The 19,360-nt window shown below is 43.3% G+C and carries 17 protein-coding genes; 8 read left to right on the top strand and 9 right to left on the bottom strand.

Translation table 11 applies throughout. The annotated features are described in order from the left end of the window. Positions 1 to 255: 255 nt before the first annotated feature. The 4 genes from ACGF63_RS13410 to ACGF63_RS13395 all read left to right on the top strand — a co-directional run bounded on the left by ACGF63_RS13410 (position 256) and on the right by ACGF63_RS13395 (position 5,143). A complete protein-coding gene (locus tag ACGF63_RS13410) occupies positions 256 to 855 on the top strand; it encodes a TetR/AcrR family transcriptional regulator (RefSeq protein WP_152962786.1) in 600 nt (199 codons plus the stop codon). Positions 856 to 977: 122 nt separating this feature from the next. After that, positions 978 to 2,015 (top strand): NADP-dependent oxidoreductase, encoded by a 1,038-nt coding sequence (locus tag ACGF63_RS13405; RefSeq protein WP_036850817.1) that lies wholly within the window; start codon positions 978 to 980, stop codon positions 2,013 to 2,015. 52 nt (positions 2,016 to 2,067) lie between these two features. Beyond that, positions 2,068 to 3,225, top strand: a complete 1,158-nt coding sequence (locus tag ACGF63_RS13400; RefSeq protein ID WP_036850820.1) for an iron-containing alcohol dehydrogenase — start codon at positions 2,068 to 2,070, stop codon at positions 3,223 to 3,225. 322 nt (positions 3,226 to 3,547) lie between these two features. Then, a complete protein-coding gene (locus ACGF63_RS13395) occupies positions 3,548 to 5,143 on the top strand; it encodes an ABC-F family ATPase (RefSeq protein ID WP_162524144.1) in 1,596 nt (531 codons plus the stop codon). Positions 5,144 to 5,208: 65 nt separating this feature from the next. Here ACGF63_RS13395 and moeB read toward each other — a convergent pair whose 3' ends face one another. The 4 genes from moeB to ACGF63_RS13375 all read right to left on the bottom strand — a co-directional run bounded on the left by moeB (position 5,209) and on the right by ACGF63_RS13375 (position 8,732). Beyond that, a complete protein-coding gene (gene moeB, locus ACGF63_RS13390) occupies positions 5,209 to 5,961 on the bottom strand; it encodes a molybdopterin-synthase adenylyltransferase MoeB (RefSeq protein WP_036850823.1) in 753 nt (250 codons plus the stop codon). Next, positions 5,961 to 7,202: a molybdopterin molybdotransferase MoeA gene (gene moeA / locus ACGF63_RS13385; protein ID WP_152962788.1), complete on the bottom strand. Its 1,242-nt coding sequence runs from the start codon at positions 7,200 to 7,202 to the stop codon at positions 5,961 to 5,963. Before moeA ends, moeB begins: the two co-directional genes overlap by 1 nt. 194 nt (positions 7,203 to 7,396) lie before the next feature. Then, positions 7,397 to 7,834, bottom strand: coding sequence for a GNAT family N-acetyltransferase (locus ACGF63_RS13380; RefSeq protein ID WP_152962789.1), 438 nt, complete (start codon positions 7,832 to 7,834; stop codon positions 7,397 to 7,399). Between the two features lie 151 nt (positions 7,835 to 7,985). Further along, complete coding sequence (locus tag ACGF63_RS13375) at positions 7,986 to 8,732, bottom strand: SDR family NAD(P)-dependent oxidoreductase (protein ID WP_152962790.1); 747 nt, start codon at positions 8,730 to 8,732, stop codon at positions 7,986 to 7,988. Positions 8,733 to 9,070: 338 nt separating this feature from the next. On the opposite strand from ACGF63_RS13375, the gene ACGF63_RS13370 reads away from it, so the two are divergent. From ACGF63_RS13370 to yeiB, 3 genes are all read left to right on the top strand, one after another. Then, entirely contained in the window at positions 9,071 to 10,264 is a 1,194-nt protein-coding gene (locus tag ACGF63_RS13370; protein ID WP_387631377.1) for a YbfB/YjiJ family MFS transporter, read from the top strand. Positions 10,265 to 10,439: 175 nt separating this feature from the next. Further along, the gene (folE, locus tag ACGF63_RS13365; protein ID WP_036850839.1) at positions 10,440 to 11,099 is read left to right on the top strand and encodes a GTP cyclohydrolase I FolE; all 660 of its coding nucleotides are present in this window, start codon (positions 10,440 to 10,442) and stop codon (positions 11,097 to 11,099) included. Positions 11,100 to 11,120: 21 nt separating this feature from the next. Then, the gene (gene yeiB / locus ACGF63_RS13360) at positions 11,121 to 12,266 is read left to right on the top strand and encodes a DUF418 domain-containing protein YeiB (RefSeq protein WP_036850842.1); all 1,146 of its coding nucleotides are present in this window, start codon (positions 11,121 to 11,123) and stop codon (positions 12,264 to 12,266) included. Here the strand turns inward: yeiB and sanA are convergent. Beyond that, positions 12,238 to 12,978: an outer membrane permeability protein SanA gene (sanA, locus tag ACGF63_RS13355; protein ID WP_387631375.1), complete on the bottom strand. Its 741-nt coding sequence runs from the start codon at positions 12,976 to 12,978 to the stop codon at positions 12,238 to 12,240. The two genes, yeiB and sanA, sit on opposite strands and share 29 nt — an antisense overlap. 691 nt (positions 12,979 to 13,669) lie before the next feature. Between sanA and ACGF63_RS13350 the strand changes: the two genes are divergently transcribed. Next, positions 13,670 to 14,482, top strand: coding sequence for a 2OG-Fe(II) oxygenase (locus ACGF63_RS13350; protein ID WP_036850844.1), 813 nt, complete (start codon positions 13,670 to 13,672; stop codon positions 14,480 to 14,482). A gap of 582 nt (positions 14,483 to 15,064) precedes the next feature. Here ACGF63_RS13350 and ACGF63_RS13345 read toward each other — a convergent pair. The 4 genes from ACGF63_RS13345 to ACGF63_RS13330 all read right to left on the bottom strand — a co-directional run bounded on the left by ACGF63_RS13345 (position 15,065) and on the right by ACGF63_RS13330 (position 19,254). Then, complete coding sequence (locus ACGF63_RS13345) at positions 15,065 to 16,762, bottom strand: NAD-dependent malic enzyme (RefSeq protein ID WP_152962792.1); 1,698 nt, start codon at positions 16,760 to 16,762, stop codon at positions 15,065 to 15,067. Positions 16,763 to 17,102: 340 nt separating this feature from the next. After that, entirely contained in the window at positions 17,103 to 17,987 is an 885-nt protein-coding gene (gene cdd, locus ACGF63_RS13340; protein WP_036850846.1) for a cytidine deaminase, read from the bottom strand. A gap of 140 nt (positions 17,988 to 18,127) precedes the next feature. Continuing rightward, entirely contained in the window at positions 18,128 to 18,823 is a 696-nt protein-coding gene (locus tag ACGF63_RS13335) for a CidB/LrgB family autolysis modulator (protein WP_387631371.1), read from the bottom strand. A gap of 2 nt (positions 18,824 to 18,825) precedes the next feature. Continuing rightward, the gene (locus ACGF63_RS13330; protein ID WP_152962794.1) at positions 18,826 to 19,254 is read right to left on the bottom strand and encodes a CidA/LrgA family protein; all 429 of its coding nucleotides are present in this window, start codon (positions 19,252 to 19,254) and stop codon (positions 18,826 to 18,828) included. Between the last annotated feature and the right edge of the window lie 106 nt (positions 19,255 to 19,360).

Raw genomic sequence — 19,360 nt, 5'->3', positions numbered from 1 at the left:
CGTGGTTAATAGAATAAGAACTTTCTCTCTATCTTATTAAACGTGAGTCATCAACGTAGTTAATGGCGCATTCTTAATAATACATTATTCTATTGATGATATTTTGTCGCAACATGTGCTTAAGAATCGAGTAATAAATCAGTAAGAAAATGGTAGGAATTTGTATTTATAGGAGAGTTTTCTAATTTCTTTGCTGACAGAAAAATTCTTATTTAAATTGTAGACGACTGGTCTAATTAGGTATAGGTTATCTCAATGCAAACAAACAGAATCCCCCAAGATATCCGTCAGCACATCCTGGAAGTTGCCCAACAAGTCATTGGATGTAAAGGCTTTTCGGCTGTCGGACTCAATGAAATTCTCAAAGCGGCAGAAGTGCCGAAAGGCTCGTTTTACCATTATTTTGCGTCGAAAGAGGTGTTTGGCGCGGCTATGCTTGAAGATTACTTTACGCACTATCTCGAAAGAATGGATAACATCATGGTGCGTAAAGAATGGACAGCTAAAGAGAACCTGCTGCAATACTGGCAGGGTTGGTTGGAGCCTTTGGGAGACGGTGCTTTCTGTGGGCAGAAGTGTCTGGTTGTCAAGCTTGGCGCTGAAGTCAGTGATCTCTCTGTAGCGATGCGTTTGGTGCTGGAAAATGGTACAAAAAATATCATTATGCGTCTTGCTGCTGTAGTAGAAAGAGTTGCTGGTGAAGGTGGGTTGGAGTGTACTGCTGAAGAAACTTTCCCTCTGGCTGAAATGTTGTACCAGACTTGGTTAGGGGCGAGCTTGATGGCGAAGATTACACAAAGTAGTGCACCGCTACAAAGCGCTATGGTTACTACGAAGCGATTGTTGAATGCATAACGAATAAAAACACTGTTGGAAATCACTCTTCACCAGTGTTTTTTTATACTTAATGATTAGACGACTGGTCTACTTTTTGGGTATCCCGATGATACTGACTTTAATGTTGAAGGAGAATGTAAATGTTTCAAACGCAACAAATAAATCGCCGTATCGTACTGGTTTCACGTCCGCATGGCTTCCCGAAACCCACTGATTTTCGTCTGGAACAGCAACCTATCCCTGAAATTAAGGAAGGAGAACTGTTGTTACGCACTGTTTTTCTTTCTTTGGACCCTTATATGCGTGGGCGAATGAGTGATGCGCTATCTTATGCACCGCCGGTGGAACTGAATAACGTTATGGTGGGTTCAACAGTGAGCCGCGTGGTGTCTTCAAACCATCGGAGATATCAGCCTGGTGATTGGGTACTGGCGTATAGCGGTTGGCAGGATTATGCCGTTTCCGATGGCAGTGGTCTCATCAACTTGGGACAATCTCCGGTTTATCCGTCCTATAGATTAGGTGTGCTGGGGATGCCTGGTTTTACTGCTTATATGGGGTTGCTGGATATCGGCCAGCCCAAAGCTGGTGAAACTTTGGTTGTCGCTGCGGCAACGGGTCCGGTTGGTGCAACGGTTGGTCAAATCGGTAAGCTCAAAGGCTGTTATGTCGTTGGCGTGGCGGGTAGTACGGAAAAATGTCGCTATGCTGTTGATGTATTGGGATTTGATGCCTGTCTTGACCATCATGATCCAGATTTTGCCGACCAATTATCCAAGGCTTGTCCGCAGGGAATTGATATTTATTTCGAAAACGTCGGCGGCAAGGTATTCGACGCAGTTTTGCCCTTGCTAAATACGTCTGCCCGTGTTCCGGTTTGCGGCATGGTGTCTTGTTACAATTCTACGAGCTTACCGGAAGGCCCGGATCGTTTGTCGCTGTTGATGGATAAATTGTTGCGAAAACGAATTCGGATGCAAGGATTTATTATTTTTGATGATTACGCTTCGCGTTTCGGTGAGTTCTGGCGTGATATGTCCACTTGGTTTGCCGAAGGGCGGATTAAATACCGCGAAGAGGTGGTATCAGGTTTGGAAAATGCTCCAGAGGCATTCATTGGACTATTGCAAGGCCGTAATTTTGGCAAATTAGTTGTCCGTGTCGGCCTTGATAATTAAATTCTGCGAAGAACGTTAAAGGATTATATCCGATTGATCTAGCGAGGTAATTATGCGAAATTTTGAGTATTACAACCCAACTAAAATCATTTTCGGTAAAGATACGATTAGGCGTCTTGATGACCTGGTGCCACGGGATGCGCGGGTATTGATTCTCTACGGTGGTAGCAGCGCTGAAAAAACCGGGACATTGGATGAGGTCAGGTGTGCGCTAGCTGATCGGCCCATTTGGGAGTTTGGTGGTATTGAACCTAACCCGACCTATGAAACTATGATGAAAGCGGTTGAATTGGTGCGCAATAGTGAAGTGGATTTTCTGCTTGCTGTCGGTGGCGGTTCTGTGATTGATGGCACTAAATTTGTGGCTGCTGCTGTGAATTTTGATGGGGAGCCTTGGCGTATTTTGGAAGAGCATGGTCGTAATATTCGGGGTGCTCTTCCGTTTGGTACCGTGTTGACTTTACCGGCAACGGGTTCAGAGATGAATAAGGTTGCTGTTATCACCAATAAGGCGAAACAAGCCAAACTGGACCTTATAAGCTCATTTGTTTTCCCCCGGTTCTCTATTCTTGACCCAACGAAGACCTATACGCTTCCGTTGCATCAGGTGGCTAACGGGGTGGCTGATGCTTTTATGCATATTATAGAGCAATACCTGACTTACCCAGCCAATGGTATGGTGCAGGATCGGCTTGCTGAAGGATTATTGCAGACACTGATTGAAATTGGCTCTCAGGCGATAAAGCTTCCAGACGACTACGATATTCGTGCAAATTTGATGTGGGTCGCGACCACGGCTCTCAACGGTTTGGTTGGTGCAGGCATGCCGCAGGACTGGTCCACACATATGATCGGACATGAATTAACAGCGCTTTACGGTATTGATCATGCACGCACACTCTCTATTCTCCTGCCGGCAAACTTGCAAATTCGTCGGGAAAGCAAACGTGGCAAATTGTTGCAGTACGGTGAGCGTGTTTGGGGCATCACCAGCGGCAATGAAGAACAACGTATTGATCAAGCTATTGCACATACCCGCAATTTCTTCGAAAGTTTGGGACTCCAGACCCGCTTGTCTGATTACAACCTTGGTGTTGATGATATTGAGCGTGTGATAGAACAATTGGAAGCTCACGGAATGACCCAGCTGGGTGAAAACAGAGATGTTACTTTAGATATTAGTCGTCAGATTTTGCAAGCAAGTCTTTAAGCTGGAGGAATGCCTTGGGAACCCAGGGCTTCTCCTCGCAACATCGTTATAGGAAAGAAATACCTGAAAAATAAATAACAAATATCAGCAATCATCATATATTCAGCCTGAAAATGATCTTTATCGGATTAATGAAAAAAGGGAAGGAATATAGATGTTACTCAGTCATTTCAATCATTTTAATCTGCTTACCTACTACACTCCTGTCTTTTACTGAGGAACAAATGTAACTATAGGCGATACTGTTGTTCTATTGTGGCATAATGCGCCGCTATCGATTTTTCCGATTTCCTTTTTGTTTCTAAATTTAAGAGCGAATGCAGTGTTAAGTACAAACAACATCACCATGCAATTTGGCAGTAAGCCCCTGTTTGAAAACATTTCTGTCAAGTTTGGCAACGGTAACCGTTATGGTCTGATTGGCGCTAATGGTTCTGGTAAATCCACGTTTATGAAAATCCTTGGTGGCGATCTGACGCCAACTGCCGGTAACGTCAGCACGGATCCCAATGAGCGTATTGGTAAACTGCGTCAGGATCAGTTTGCCTTTGAAGAGTTCACTGTACTGGATACAGTGATTATGGGACACACGGAACTGTGGCAAGTGAAACAGGAGCGTGACCGTATTTATGCGATGGCAGAAATGAGCGAAGAAGATGGCTATCGTGTTGCGGATCTGGAAGAGTCCTACGGCGAGATGGATGGTTATAGTGCCGAAGCGCGTGCCGGCGAGTTGTTGCTGGGTGTGGGTATTCCGGTGGAACAACATTATGGCCTGATGAGCGAAGTGGCTCCCGGCTGGAAATTGCGTGTTTTGCTGGCTCAGGCTCTGTTTTCTAATCCTGATGTTCTGTTATTGGATGAGCCAACCAACAACCTGGATATTGATACTATTCGCTGGTTGGAGCAGGTGTTGAATGATCGGGACAGTACCATGATCATTATTTCCCATGATCGTCATTTCTTGAATACAGTCTGTACTCACATGGCAGACCTGGATTATGGTGAATTGCGTCTGTTCCCCGGTAATTATGATGAATATATGGTTGCCGCAACTCAGGCACGTGAACGTTTGATGGCTGATAATGCGAAGAAGAAAGCACAGATTGCGGAGTTACAGTCTTTTGTCAGCCGTTTCAGCGCCAATGCCTCCAAATCAAAACAGGCGACTTCCCGCGCCCGTCAGATTGATAAAATCCAGTTGGATGAAGTTAAAGCATCCAGCCGTCAGAATCCCTATATCCGCTTTGAGCAGGATAAGAAATTATTCCGTAATGCCCTGGAATTGGAAGGTTTGACGAAAGGCTATGACAATGGCCCGCTGTTTAAAAATCTCAATATGTTGCTGGAAGTTGGCGAGAAAATGGCGGTTATCGGTGCTAACGGTATCGGTAAAACGACTTTCCTGAAAACACTGGTTGGTGAAGCAGAACCAAACAGTGGCACGGTTAAATGGTCTGAAAACAACAGCATTGGTTACTATGCTCAGGATCATGCCGGCGATTTTGACTGCGATCTGACGGTTTTTGATTGGATGAGTCAGTGGAAGGGAGAAGGCGACGATGAGCAAGCCGTCCGCAGTGTGCTAGGGCGTTTGTTGTTCGGTCAGGATGATATTAAGAAGAAAGTTAAGGTGTTATCTGGTGGTGAAAAAGGCCGGATGCTATTTGGCAAGTTGATGATGCAACAGCCAAATATTTTGATAATGGATGAACCAACAAACCACCTGGATATGGAATCCATTGAATCCCTGAACCTGGCTCTTGAGTTATATAAAGGGACTTTGATATTTGTTTCTCATGATCGGCAATTTGTCAGTTCATTGGCAAGCCGTGTTCTGGAAATCAAATCTAATACAGTCATTGATTTTAAAGGGACTTATGATGAATACCTGATAAGTCAGGGGATTACTGAGTAAGCGCTTTGCAGCATAAGTTGCTCCGGTTTAGATAACTGGGGCAACTTATTTTTATCTGTGGATGGTTAGCTGCTGCACACTTCGCAATTTGGATCTTTTAGTAACGTAATATCACGGAATTGCATCGTCATGGCATCAAACAGTAAAACCTTTCCGCTGCTTACCTTGCCATATCCAGTGAGTAATTTGATGGTTTCCATGGCTTGCAATGTCCCGATAGTACCGACCAATGGCGCCATAACGCCCGTTTCCACACAAGTCAGGTTATTTTCACCAAATAGTCTGTTCAAGCAGCGGTAGCAGGGGGAATTCGGCTGATAAGTAAATACGGTCAATTGTCCTTCCATGCGAATAGCTGCGCCGGAAACCAGTGGCGTTTTCCTGACGAGGCACAGGCGGTTCAACTGCTCGCGGATCGCCACATTATCAGTGCAATCCAATACGGCATTATTTTCGCTGATAAGCTCATCCAGCGCCTGATCTTCCAGCAATGCAGCGACGGTTTTGATGGTGGCATGCGGGTTTATTGCTTGAAGCGTTATTTGGGCCGAGTGTACCTTGGCCATCCCGATGCGTTCATCCCGATGGAGGATCTGCCGTTGCAGGTTCGAGAGAGAAACGGTATCAAAATCCAGCAGTGTTATTGTTCCCACGCCTGCTGCTGTCAGATACTGAGATGCAGCACAGCCTAAGCCACCTGCACCGACTATCAGGATCTTCGAGGATTTCAGTTTTTCCTGGCCGTCAAAATCAAACCCGTGCAGGACAATCTGTCGGTTATAGCGCAGAGCTTCTGCGTCTGTCAGTTCAATGGTCATTATTCGTTTTTCAATAGATGATTGAACAATTCGATCTTAACAATTTCGCCAGCTTCTACCCGGCCACGTTCTCGCTCCAGAACGATAAAGCAGTTACCCAGACTGAATGAACTGAATATATGTGAGCCTTGATGCCCTGTAGTGCGCACTTCCAGCTCACCTTGTTCATTCACAGAGACAATACCGCGTTGAAAATCTGTTCTTCCCGGTGTTTTTTTCAATGGCGTAGTCACCTTAGCATGGAGGCGCATGGGTGGTTGCCATGCTGTAAAACCGGACAAACGGGCGATTAAAGGTTGCACCAGTTGATAGAAGGTAAGGACAGCTGAAACTGGATTACCTGGCAAACCACAGAACCAGGCGTTTTTCAGTTTGCCAAAAGTAAAAGGTTTACCCGGTTTAATTGCCAGTTTCCAGAAACTGATTTCGCCCAGCTCATCCAAAATCTGTTTGGTGTAGTCTGCTTCACCTACGGAAATACCGCCACTACTGATAACTAAATCCGCTTTTTGATCTGCCTCTTCGAAAACATGGCGCAAAGCTTCTGGGTTATCTGCGATAACGCCTAAATCAATAACGTCGCAGTCCAGTTTTTCCAGCATCAGGCGAACAGCAAAACGGTTGGTATCATAAATCTGACCTTCTTTAAGTGGCTGACCGATGGCTTGCAGTTCATCACCAGTGGAGAAGATGGCAACTTTTAATTTGCGAACCACTTCGATTTCAGCGATGCCCAAAGAGGCAATCAATGGTAATTGAGCGGTGGATAATTTATTGCCTGCCGGCAATACCACCGCGCCTTTGGGGATATCTTCGCCGGCCAGACGGATATTCTGGCCCTGTTTGGCTGGTTGAGAGAAAACAATACCCTCATCAGTAACTTCTGCGTGCTCTTGCATAATGACAGTATCAGCACCTGCGGGAACAGGAGCGCCGGTCATAATCCGGATGCAGGTTGTTGCAGGCCATTCTCCCTGAAAAGGTGCGCCAGCCAGTGCTTTTCCTGCCATAGGAAGGGAGATGTTTCCATTCAAATCGGTATAGCGAACGGCATAACCATCCATTGCTGAGTTAGCAAAAGGTGGGACATTGATAGGAGAAATAATATCTGCCGCGGTAATCCGTCCTGATGATTGGGTGAGATTGACGGTTTCTGTGTCAGTCAGTGGTGCAACTTGCGTCAGGAGTTTTTCCAGCGCTTGTTCCAAAGAGATCAATCCAGAGGTGTGACAATGATCCATAATGGTGCTCCCAGATAGCATTTTGTAATAGCACTATTATGGCAGAGATCATCATATGCGTTATACCCGTTATCTTTCAAGTTGCCTCTTTGTTGGCTGCACTCGCTCACCCCGGTCACAGAGTTTGCTATGCTCCCGGGGATTCGCTCCCTTGCCGTCGCGATGCATCTTGAAATCTATAGGGTATAGTTATATTAAACTTTAATCATTGCCAACATGTCTTCGTTGTCTTCATCTATACCGACTTCAACGAAACCAAAGCTGGAGTAAAAGTTTCGCGCTACAGGATTATTCGGGTTGTAACAGATTTCGATCTCTTCTAATCCATCTGTTCGACTAATTTCATCAAGGGCCAGCAGCATTGCTTTGCGTCCAATACCTTTGTTTTGATAGTGCTGATCCACCATAAACCGCCAAATCGATATTCTCTGGTCTGTCTCAGGTACCCACATAAAAAATCCGACAGGTTTATCGTCTAAGCAAATTGTGCGTGTTTGGTATGAGGGGTTGAATTTTGACTCAACGAGTGACCACGTATTCTCTGCAACATATTCATATTGGTGATCGGCTACAGAGAGGTCACAGACATCTTCATAATTATCCTTATTTACATCAGTAAGGGTTATATGCATGCAATATCCTTTGAGAATTAGCTCATTTTTACAAGATAAACGTAGATATTATCTAATGTTTGCTCAGAGAGAAATAGCTGGCTACCACAGTAAGTCCGATTGAATCTGGAGGCATCCAGCTATTAATATTTACGATGTGATCAGGTAAATTTTATAAAGTTTGACCACTGTCAATCTTGATGATCTGCCCTGTCATTGCTTCTGCTTTTAGTAACATCAAGGTTATTTCTGCAACATCTTCTGGTGTTGAGATGCGTTCTAAAGGCAAATTTGCACAGAGGGTTCGCATTTTCTCCTCCAGCCCTTTCCACCACCTGGTTTCGACTGCGCCTGGGGCCACGCAGTTAACCCTTATTGATGGTGCCAACGCACGGGCCAATGATCTTGTGAGCCCGTGAATGGCTGATTTGGAAACCGCATAGGGAATAGAAGAACCGTAGCCGGTTTCGCCAGAGATACTACCGACATTCACGATAGCACTACCTGCTCTTTTCCTAAGATAAGGTGCTGCATACCGGCAACAATGAAATGTGCCTTTCACGTTAACGTCAAGAATGGTATCCCAAATACTGTCGGATATAGATTCGAGATCATCAAATTGAAGTTGCTTTGTTGTTCCTGCATTATTAATCAGGTAGTCGATGCCGTTAAATTTTTCGGCAACAGTGTTGATCATTGCCTGTACAGCAGATTCGTCGGTAACATCGGCTTTTATCGCGATGGCTTGCCCTCCGTCCCTGATAATTGATGCTGTTGTTTCCTGAGCTTCAAGTTCACTTTGTGAATAGATAACTGCTACAGCAGCACCTTGTTTCGCCAGCATGATACTGATAGCCCGTCCTATACCGGTTCCACCTCCGGTAACAATTGCTGTCTTACCTTGGAATTCTTTATACATAAAAAGCTCCTTATTAATAATATTGGTACACACAACATGACAAATCATACATTTCTGGTAGCGGCTTGACAGTATCATTATGGCATTATTGAGAGCAGGCTCAGTTTATGTTGCGCGGTAACAGCCTGATTTAACCTTAGTAAAGGTGAACGAATAGAGTGGAGCACGAGATTTCAAATACTCTGTCGTTCCAGATACTGTAACTTAAGGCTTACTGAATACTTTATTAAGGGGAAGAAATAATTTACGTTTTTTTGTAAATTTTATTAATAAGAAGAGTGTATTGCCTTTGATTTTTGTTATAGCTTATGAAAAATAAATTAATAAATGATGTTTTCATGACGATGAACAATTCAACTTCTCCCCAACCGAATCGCAGCTATCAGGTTTTTCATATCGCAATGAGTGGTTTTTTGGCATTGGTTGTTGCTATGGGAATTGGACGTTTTACCTTCACTCCTCAAGTTCCCTTAATGATCGCAGAATCCCAGCTTAGTCTGACCGGTGCGGGTATCGTCGCAGCTTTTAACTATCTGGGATATCTGGCAGGTTCCTATGATGCGATGCGGGTGCGCCGTTTTATTGAATATCGGCTCTGGGCAGGATTATGGGGAGTGGTCATTATCACGTTGCTCTCTGCACTGCTGGATGGGCCGATATTACACAGTGTCGCCCGTTTTTTTATTGGTTGGGCCAGTGGCTTGACATTAGTGCTGGTAGCGGCATGGGTAAATGAGCAGTTAGCCAGCTTAAACCGTCCTGCATTGGGTGTTGCCATATTTGCGGGACCCGGAGTCGGGATATTCGTTACTGGTATTCTTGCTGTCGGGATTCAGGCATGGCAACTGAGTGCTGCCGAAGCGTGGATGTTGTATGGCACTGTGGCGCTGATTTTTAGTATCTATATTAGTCAGCATTTGCCCCGTAGCGGTAAACTACATCGTCCACAGACTGAGGTGAAGAAGCTGATTTGGACACCAGCAATTAAGCGGTTGGTATGGAGCTACAGTTTGGCTGGGTTTGGTTATATTTTACCTGCCACTTTTCTTTCGCAAATGGCAAGTGATCGTTTCCCTGGCAGCTTGTTTGCTCAGTTTGTCTGGCCGATATTTGGTGGCGCCGCCGTCATCGGCATTGGTTTCGCTATTCTGACCCATCATATACTGACAACCCAAATCCGGCTGGCAATCACTTTATGGATCCAGGCCGCGGGGATCCTTATCGCTGAGATTGTACCGGGAATAAGTGGTTTGGCGTTAAGCGCTTTGCTGATTGGTGGTGGTTTTATGTGCTCGGTGCAAATGGCGTTTCAGTATGGGCGTGAACTGGCGCCAGAACATAGCCGTTATATGGCCGGGTTGCTGACTACAGGTTATGCTATTGGGCAGCTTGTTGGGCCGGTGCTGTCAGCGGTTTCCACCGCGATAACCGGGAAACTGGAGCCTGCGCTGTATGTGGCATTGATCACTCTGGTGATTGCTGGGTTGTTGGTTTGTAACAGGCATAAATCCGCTGGTGAGGCTGGTGTGTAATGCCATGAAACGCGCATACAAATGTCGGTTTATCCCATATCACAGCAAACTGAATTGTTGGCTCAGACGCTTGGTTGTGCTATACCAATCATAGCCGCGATGTTAACGCGGCGCGAAATATCAGATTGTCTTAGTTCCCGCCAGATAATGGAAAGTAATACCTTTGGAGAAAATAATGTCATCCCTAAGTAAAGAAGCCGAGCTTGTGCATTCGGCGCTGGAAGCTCGTGGTCTTGAAACGCCTCTTCGTGGTCAGGCGCTGGCGCCGGAAGTGCGAAAGGAGCGGATTGAGGAGCATATGACGGAAATTATGAAACTGTTGAATCTTGATCTAAATGATGACAGTTTAGCGGAAACCCCCAATCGTATTGCGAAAATGTATGTTGATGAAATTTTTTCAGGGTTGGACTACAGTAATTTCCCGAAAATCACATTGATAGAAAATAAAATGAAAGTGGATGAAATGGTGACGGTGCGTGATATCACGTTAACCAGCACCTGTGAACATCATTTTGTGACTATTGATGGTAAGGCGACTGTTTCCTATATCCCGAAAGATAAAGTGATTGGGTTATCTAAAATTAACCGCATTGTGCAGTTTTTTTCGCAACGTCCACAGGTACAGGAACGTCTGACCCAACAGATTCTGATTGCATTACAGATATTGCTTGGTACCAATAATGTTGCCGTATCTATTGATGCAGTTCATTACTGTGTGAAAGCCAGGGGCGTCCGTGATGCAACCAGTACCACGACAACGACATCTTTGGGTGGGTTGTTTAAATCCAGTCAAAATACCCGTCAGGAGTTTTTACGCACGACACGCCATTTGTAATTTTTACGTCGGGATATAAAAATGACCCGTCAGAGAATTGATTCATTGGACAGTGTTCGTGGTCTGGCGATTCTGGGGATATTGCTGCTCAATATCTCCGGTTTTGCTTTGCCATCCGCAGCTTATTTGAACCCAGGATATAATGGTTCAGCTTCTGCAACTGATTTGATTATCTGGTCTGTGCTCAGTATCTTTGCTCAGGGAAAATTCCTGTGTATTTTTGCCTTCTTATTTGGTGCAACACTGGAGTTACTACTACCAAGGGGAAAAGTCTGGAATTATCCACGATTAATCATACTTGCCCTGATTGGCGGGATACATGGCATCCTGTTCTGGGATGGTGATATTTTACTCTCTTATAGTTTGGCCGGTTTTTTTAGTTTTCATCTGATTAGTCAAAATAGCACCAGTAGCCGGTTATTTATGCAAGGTGCTGTTTTTTATCTGATTGGATTAGTGCTGTTATTTATTCTTGGTTTTTTTTCCAGAGGTGAATCTAACGATGCCTGGCGACCGACCGAATTCCATATGTTATACGAAACATTCTGGAAAACGGGTGGTGGATGGCTGGCAGTGGAAGAGCGTTTCAATCAGGTCATGTTGATGATGGTCATGCTATTTGTTCAGTATGGCTGGCAACTGATCGGCATTATGTTATGTGGTGCCGGATTAGTGCGTAATGGCTGGTTGAAAGGTGAATTTCCGGTGAGCTATTATCGAAATGTGGCGCTATTGCTGATACCACTCAGTGTTGCTGTCCAGATATTCTCTGTGGCGCTCCAATATGCGCATGATTGGGATTACTTTTGGTCAGGTATTGTTGGCTATATCCTTTCTGAATTGGTAATTCCATTTCAGGCACTGGGTTATATGGCTTTGATCTATGGTTTCTGGCCGGTAATTGCATATTGGCGAATTAATCGCTGGTTCAGGCAGGTAGGACGAATGGCGATGAGTAATTATTTACTACAAACTTTAATCTGCACTGTGTTGTTTTATCACTTTGGATTATTTGGTCAATTCAGCCGCCTGGAGTTACTGGCATTTATTCCATTTATTTGGACAGTGAATGTGCTTTTTTCATGCTGGTGGTTACGCCGTCACCGGCAAGGGCCATCAGAATGGCTGTGGCGAAATCTTACGGCGGTATTGGCACGCTCCTCTTAGGCTGGGTTTTGTCCATTTCCTGCAATTCTTCCGGAGTTACCGCCGGATAATCGGTTATACCTTCTGGTACTTTATGTGGAGCAGGAATTGGGATCAAAGGACCCAGGAAACGCGGTTCGCGTTTCAAAATATAAAGATCAGTTAAGGCGCCAAGGCGGGCAATTATTTCACGTAACCGGACGATAATCATATTTTTAGGTGTGGAAACCGCATAGCACTGAGCATCAATTCCCATATGCATAGCGATAAACAGCGCTCGTTCGCAATGGAATCGTTGAGTGATAATCGTAAAATCATTGGTGTCAAAAACTTTACGGGTTCTGACTATCGAATCAAGGGTTCTGAAACCCGCAAAATCCAGCACGATGTTTGTGGCAGGAATACCTGCTCTTACTAAATCCCTGCGCATGGTGACAGGTTCGTTATAGCTTTGCTGGGCATTATCGCCACTCAGTAAGAGATATTTGATTTTGTCGCTGTTATAAGCATTAACTGCCCCCTGAATGCGGTATATATAATACTGATTGGGTGCGCCAGAATGGTAGTATTTAGACGTACCAAGCACCATACCTACTTCACGTTCGGGAAGTTGTTTGAGATCATCAAAAATATAAGGGGCCGTTTTCCAGCTAATCCAGCGGTCAAGTGCAATAGCTGTGAGCGTCAGCATCCCTGCGATGAATAACAGACCAATTATCAGGCGCTTCCACATGCTTTTGCCTTTAATATGTATCAATGACTAATATTGACTAAAGGCTACTTTACCTGAAATTTTGAAGCAAGTTTTCTCTATAAGAAAAAAGCCTGACAGTGATTTTTTGTTGTCTGTTTCTTAATGTTTTGTCCCACCGCAATCGGCAGGCATCGCATCTGGGGACGTTATCTAAGAGAGCCGTCAAATGTTGAGATTGAAAAAATATCGGAAGATTAAGACATTAAGATAAATTCGCTAACAATATTCAGGTTAAGAATATGTATATTCTTTTTATGAATTCTGGCATGTTATTTTTGATTTTTACACGTTTTACTTTATACTCAATATTGATGTTAAATAATAATATATTGCCGGCTCTGTTTCTGCGATAGATATGCCCATTCTAATTTGCCAGAAAGTTATGAGAGATTATGTTGTCTATTTATTATTGCCATTAAATATTAAATTGATTGTTCTTAAAGTGATAGTAAAGCTTGTAAAATAAAATTATTGTCATCAGAACTGCCTCTATTGTTAAATATGGAATTAGTAAAATAACTTAAATCTATATCTATATCTATTTTGGTGATTAATATCGTGTTGATTAAAAGTGTTTTTATTGGATAGAATGTTTGGATTAACATTTTCTGGTGTATTTTTATGTAGGAGAATTTTCCAAAATCATGTTAAGTATAACAAGGTGACTTTTATGAAAAATGAAGTGATTTTATCTAATTCTTTGCAAGAAGGTGATCTCGAGAAGTTATTTAATGATGAAGTGTTAGCCGTCCATGTGAAAAAATATGTAGATAATCATATTTCAGATAAACTTTCTGATTTTTTCCTCTCTCATGAAAATTTAGAACATTATCTTCATGATTTAAAAAAAGGAGATGAAATTGTTTTAGTCGATTATGGTGTTGATAGAGTTGGTGTGCCTTATAATATGACTTTTGGAAAACCCAAAGATAGTGATAGTTATAAAAGATATTTTGAGAATGCATTACCCGCGATAAGAAACGTCAGGAATTTCTGTGCTCCAATGCTGGCACCTTTCGATAAATTTCGTTTAGAGCTGGATGAAGTATGGTCTGCGGGTGCCAGTATTGCAAATTTTGAAGGTAAAAAGATGCATGCAGGGATTGCCAGGGTCATGAGAAGACCAGAACTCTCTATCATGTCTGAAATACAACCTCACTTTGATGGCCTTCAACAACAATCTGTCAATTTGCTAGGGCAATTTTCTGTAAACATATATATAAAAGTACCTGTAAGTGGAGGGGAATTAGAGTTGTGGGATGTTCCAGCTATTCCTATTACCGAGTTGATTGAAGATAGTTCAGAACATGATTGGCGGGGTTCTCTTCCTCCATCTATTTCTATTAAGCCAGAGTTGGGGGATTTAATAATAATAAACACCAGGAAACCTCATGCAATTCGTAGTTTTTCTGAGGGAAATAGAATATCATTGCAAAGTTTCATCGGTGTATCACCAAATAAACATCTAATGTTATGGAATTAATGATATTATTGATGTAATTAGTATATTGGGAATGTTTTTTTAGGGATTGGGAGTATCACATCCCAATCCTATAAATATGGAAATTATGTTTAAATACTTGAATGTAAATTATCTTTACACTACTGTTTTTAGTGTTTATTTTGATGCTATTTTATGCCTGTGATGAGTTTTTTAGGCGCATTTATGGTATGTTTGGTGAATGAGAGAAGTTAAGAAAATAAAGATATCATATTAAAACTCGATTACAGGCAACTATTTGATGGTATATTTTTAACACAGATAAATTCGTAAAATATTTTTTGGGGGCTGTGAGTATGCAACGCAATAATATTATATCGGTTAAGTATAATTTAGCAAAAATCGCCATAAACCTTCGGTCAATGTGGACAGAGATATAAGGAAAAAATCTTGCAGGGTTTTCAGATATTAAAATGCCGCAATGAATATGCGGCATAGAGGTATCGTGGATTTAAAGGCTGCGGGACTCGTCGTTTCTGCCTTCTGGGCTTGTGTCAGACTCGCCAGGGACGAGTAACAGCCGATGACATGGGTAAGTCCTTGCCCGATTTAGGCGGATAACTGTCACAATGAAGTGCGTTTATATACGCGATATTCCGGTTTCCAGAAGTTACGTTCAATCGCTTCATCCAACGCACCATCGGATGTGACAGTTGCAACACCTTGTATTTGCGCTTCTTTTGCAACTTGTTTCGCAATTTTGCGAGAAACTTCTTGAATATCATCAATGAGTGGCAGTAATGGGCCTGTACCGTTTTTAGCCAATGGTGAAAAATCAGCCAGTGTCCGGCTTGCTACCATCAACATATCATCAGTGACGAGTTTGGCCCCGGAGGCAATAACACCTAAGCCAATTCCTGGGAAGATATAGGAGTTGTTACATTGAGCGATCGGATACTCTTGATCTTTGTATTTTACCGGATTGAATGGGCTACCTGTTGCAACCAGCGCAGCGCCATTAGTCCAGTTGATAATATCTTCAGGACGGGCTTCAACACGGGAAGTTGGGTTGGATAATGGCATAACGATTGGACGTTCACTGTGTTTATGCATCTCACGGATGATCTCTTCTGTAAACAGACCTGCTTGACCTGAAACGCCAATCAGTACCGTAGGTTTAGCATTACGAACAACGTCGAGCAGAGAGATAGAACCGCTGTTCACATCCCATTCAGCCAAGGAGTCGCTTTTTTGTACCAGTTTATTCTGGAAATCCAATAAATTTGGCAGCTTATCCGTCAGTAAACCGAAACGATCAACCATGAAAATACGGGCGCGAGCTTGTTCTTCACTTAAACCTTCAGATTTCATCTGGGCGACAATCTGCTCTGCAATACCGCAACCGGCGGAACCTGCTCCCAGGAAAGTGACAGTTTGATCTTTCAATTGACGACCGGCAGCACGGCTGGCTGCGATCAGGCTACCCAGTGTTACAGCGGCGGTTCCCTGAATGTCATCATTAAAGCAACAAATTTCGTGGCGATAGCGGTCGAGCAGAGGCATGGCATTTTTTTGTGCGAAATCTTCAAACTGTAGCAGCACATTCGGCCAGCGGCGCTTGACGGCCTGAATAAATTCATCAACAAATTCATCATATTCTGCGCCGGTAATCCGCGGATGGCGCCAGCCCATATATAACGGGTCATTCAGGCGCTGGGGGTTGTTCGTTCCCACATCCAGGACTACCGGCAGTGTATAAGCCGGGCTGATACCACCACAGGCGGTATACAGGGAAAGTTTGCCAATAGGAATACCCATACCGCCGATACCTTGGTCACCCAGACCAAGAATACGTTCACCATCGGTGACAACGATAACTTTTACATTTTGTTTAGTCGCATTTTGCAGCATGTCATCAATATGCGTTTTATTTGGATATGAGATGAACAAGCCACGGGCGCGGCGGTAAATATCAGAAAAATGTTCACAAGCTTCACCAACCGTTGGGGTATAAATGATTGGCATCATTTCGCTCAAATGTGCATCCAGCAGGCGGTAGAACAGAGTTTCGTTAGTGTCTTGAATATTTCGCAAATAAATGTGTTTATCTGCATCATTTTTGAAATCAAGATACTGCCGATAGGCGCGTTCAGCTTGTTCTTCGATGGTTTCAACTGTTTCCGGTAATAAGCCATGAAGGTTAAAGTTGCCGCGTTCTGCTTCAGTAAAGGCACTGCCTTTATTCAGCAGGGGAAATTCCAACAGGATGGGGCCAGAATAGGGAATATATAATGGACGTTTACTTTCGTGTTCCAGTTCCATGAATCTTACTCTTTGAACTAAATGGATAACAAGGTCAGTTATAGATCCTAAGAGATAGGAAAAATATGTACAGCAAATGTTACTTAATTAGAGGTATTATGAGTAAAAATGAGAGATAACATCCAGATTTAGCTAATAAAATGTTACGTTAACTATTTTTGTAGGAGAAAATCTTTCATTGTGTATTTGACTTCCTATGGCCGGGCGTGATGCCCGGCAAAGCCGTCGATACCAATTTCGTATACGCATGGTTGCAGTTCTACCGTAATAGTATCCATAGTGTTCCCCATTAATTGATATATATAATCTGAATAGAGGGAAAGCGCATTTTTCACTGAATTTAGAACGTGTGGTACTCAAATTTACTACAGCCTAGTGCAGCAAGTGTGGATTGAGTTGCACTTTGTTGGGACAACTCGCTGTTTTTTCCCTCAACTAATACGGCTCTTTCGATAGCCAGACAATCACCACCAGAAATATTCATCAGGATCAGGGCAGCTTGCAATGGGGGTAAGCTTGGATTAAATGCGGCATTTTCTGCATAGCGCCCAGGATAGATTTTTCCATCTTTTCCCAGCAGTGCTATACCACTGTATGAATTGCTGTATGGAGCATGGCTTCGGTTTGCTGCGTCCAGTGCGGTCAGTACAAGTTCATCAGTGGTTTCTAGTTTATAACCATGATTAATTGGATCCATCAACAGGGTTGTGATACCCAGATCGTTTGGACCAAAGGAGCCTGGCAAATAGTCACCTAATGTTGAAGGCTCTTGTTTTGGCAAGAGGATCTCTAATTGTGTGCCACTATTAAGTTCATTCATAAACTGGCGGCAGTGACCGCATGGAGAGTAATTAACCGTGATAGATACCAGTTTTTTCTCACCGCGTAACCAGGCGTGAGTAATAGCACATTGTTCAGCATGAACCGTTTGCTGTAATGGCACATTGGTAAATTCCATGTTGGCCCCAAAATAGAGATTTCCGCTTTCACCACGGGCAATTGCACCGACATTAAAATGTGATATCGGAGCCAGGGAACATGCCGCTGCGAGTGGCAACAGGGCGATAGCCAACGTATTATCGTCGAAGCCACAGGTTTTCTTGACAGATTTAGCTTGTGCAGCCGTAAGCATGGCAGGGAAGTTGTCGTTTCCTGCATAGGGCAAAAGTGCATCTTGTAGCTTAGATGGCAATTGTGCCCAGATAGAGCGAAAGCGAGCTTGCATAGAATGATCTCCAAATTAACTTAAGATCATTCTAGACGCTCTGATCAGATTTATAATGTGATATGTATCACATAAATAATGAAAATTATGTAATTGAAGTTGTTAATTGAGAGATTTATGTCAAATTTTTCAACTGGTAATTAGCCAAATAGATATAGCAGCACTGGGAATATAAAAGGGGCAGTCAGTGAAGTAATGATACCGCAGGTCATCAGTGCTAATGAACTGTATGCTCCTTCAACAAAGTTGACTTCTGTACAACGGGCGGTGCCTAAAGCATGTGATGCTGTTCCCATTGCCAAACCGCGGGATGCTTTGGTTTTCACTTGTAAGAGATCGAACAGGTTATGACCAAATATTGCCCCAAGAATGCCGACAAAAATGACGCAAGCGGCACTGATTGCCGGAATACCGCCGATAGCATCTGCGACTGCCATTGCTATTGGTGTAGTGACTGATTTAGGCAGTATTGAGGCAGCCATTTCAGGTGTTGCGCCCGTCCATAATGCAATAGCAGTACCTGTAACCATAGCGACAATACTGCCGATAAAACAGATACTGATAATGGACTTCCATTGGGCGCGGATCTGGTGCAACTGTTCATATAAAGGAAATGCCAGCGCAACCACGGCGGGCTGAAGCAGATCATTAAGAATTTGGCTGCCGGCGAAATAGTGTTCATAAGGGGTATTGGTTATTAACAGTATTGGAATCAGTACAGCGATAGAAACCAATAAGGGATTCAGAATAGGAATTTTGAATTTTAGTGAAAGTTTTCTTGCGGCGTAGAATACAATCAATGTTAATGGCAGTGACCACCAAATGTGACTTAACATATTTATTTCTCTTGTTTTTCTTGTTCAGTCTTAACTTCTGATACAGAGCCGATAATTGGACGTGCGCGGTGAACATAATGGGAACTGTAAGCAACAATAATCATAACAATTGCGGTGCTGATCAGGCATGAAAGGACAATCGGTAGTATCTGTTGGCTGAGTTGATCGTAATAATTCATAACGCCTACACCGATAGGCAGAAACAGCAGGGTCATATTTCTCAGTAATAGACTGCAACCTGGTTTTGCCCAGTGGGCAGGGATCAATTGGAAAGCCAATAAGACGAACAATATCAACATACCGATAATACTGCCGGGAACTGCGATGGGTAACAGAGCAGAGATGGCATTGCCTGCCAACAAACACAGATAAATCAGTACAAATGCTCGCAGGTACTGCCAACCTATAATCAGTACTTCACGAAACGACATAACAAAATTCCTTATTCCAATGAGGAATTCATCATACAATTAACCTTGGGAATGTGCTATAGATCACATTCAAAAAAAGCGGGGACCATCGCTGATCCCCGCATGT

This window comes from Photorhabdus sp. RM322S (genome assembly GCF_042879395.1).
Taxonomy (GTDB): Bacteria; Pseudomonadota; Gammaproteobacteria; order Enterobacterales; family Enterobacteriaceae; genus Photorhabdus; species Photorhabdus khanii.
Note: the sequence above shows the minus strand (reverse complement) of the source record. Positions and strands in the feature narration are given on the sequence as shown.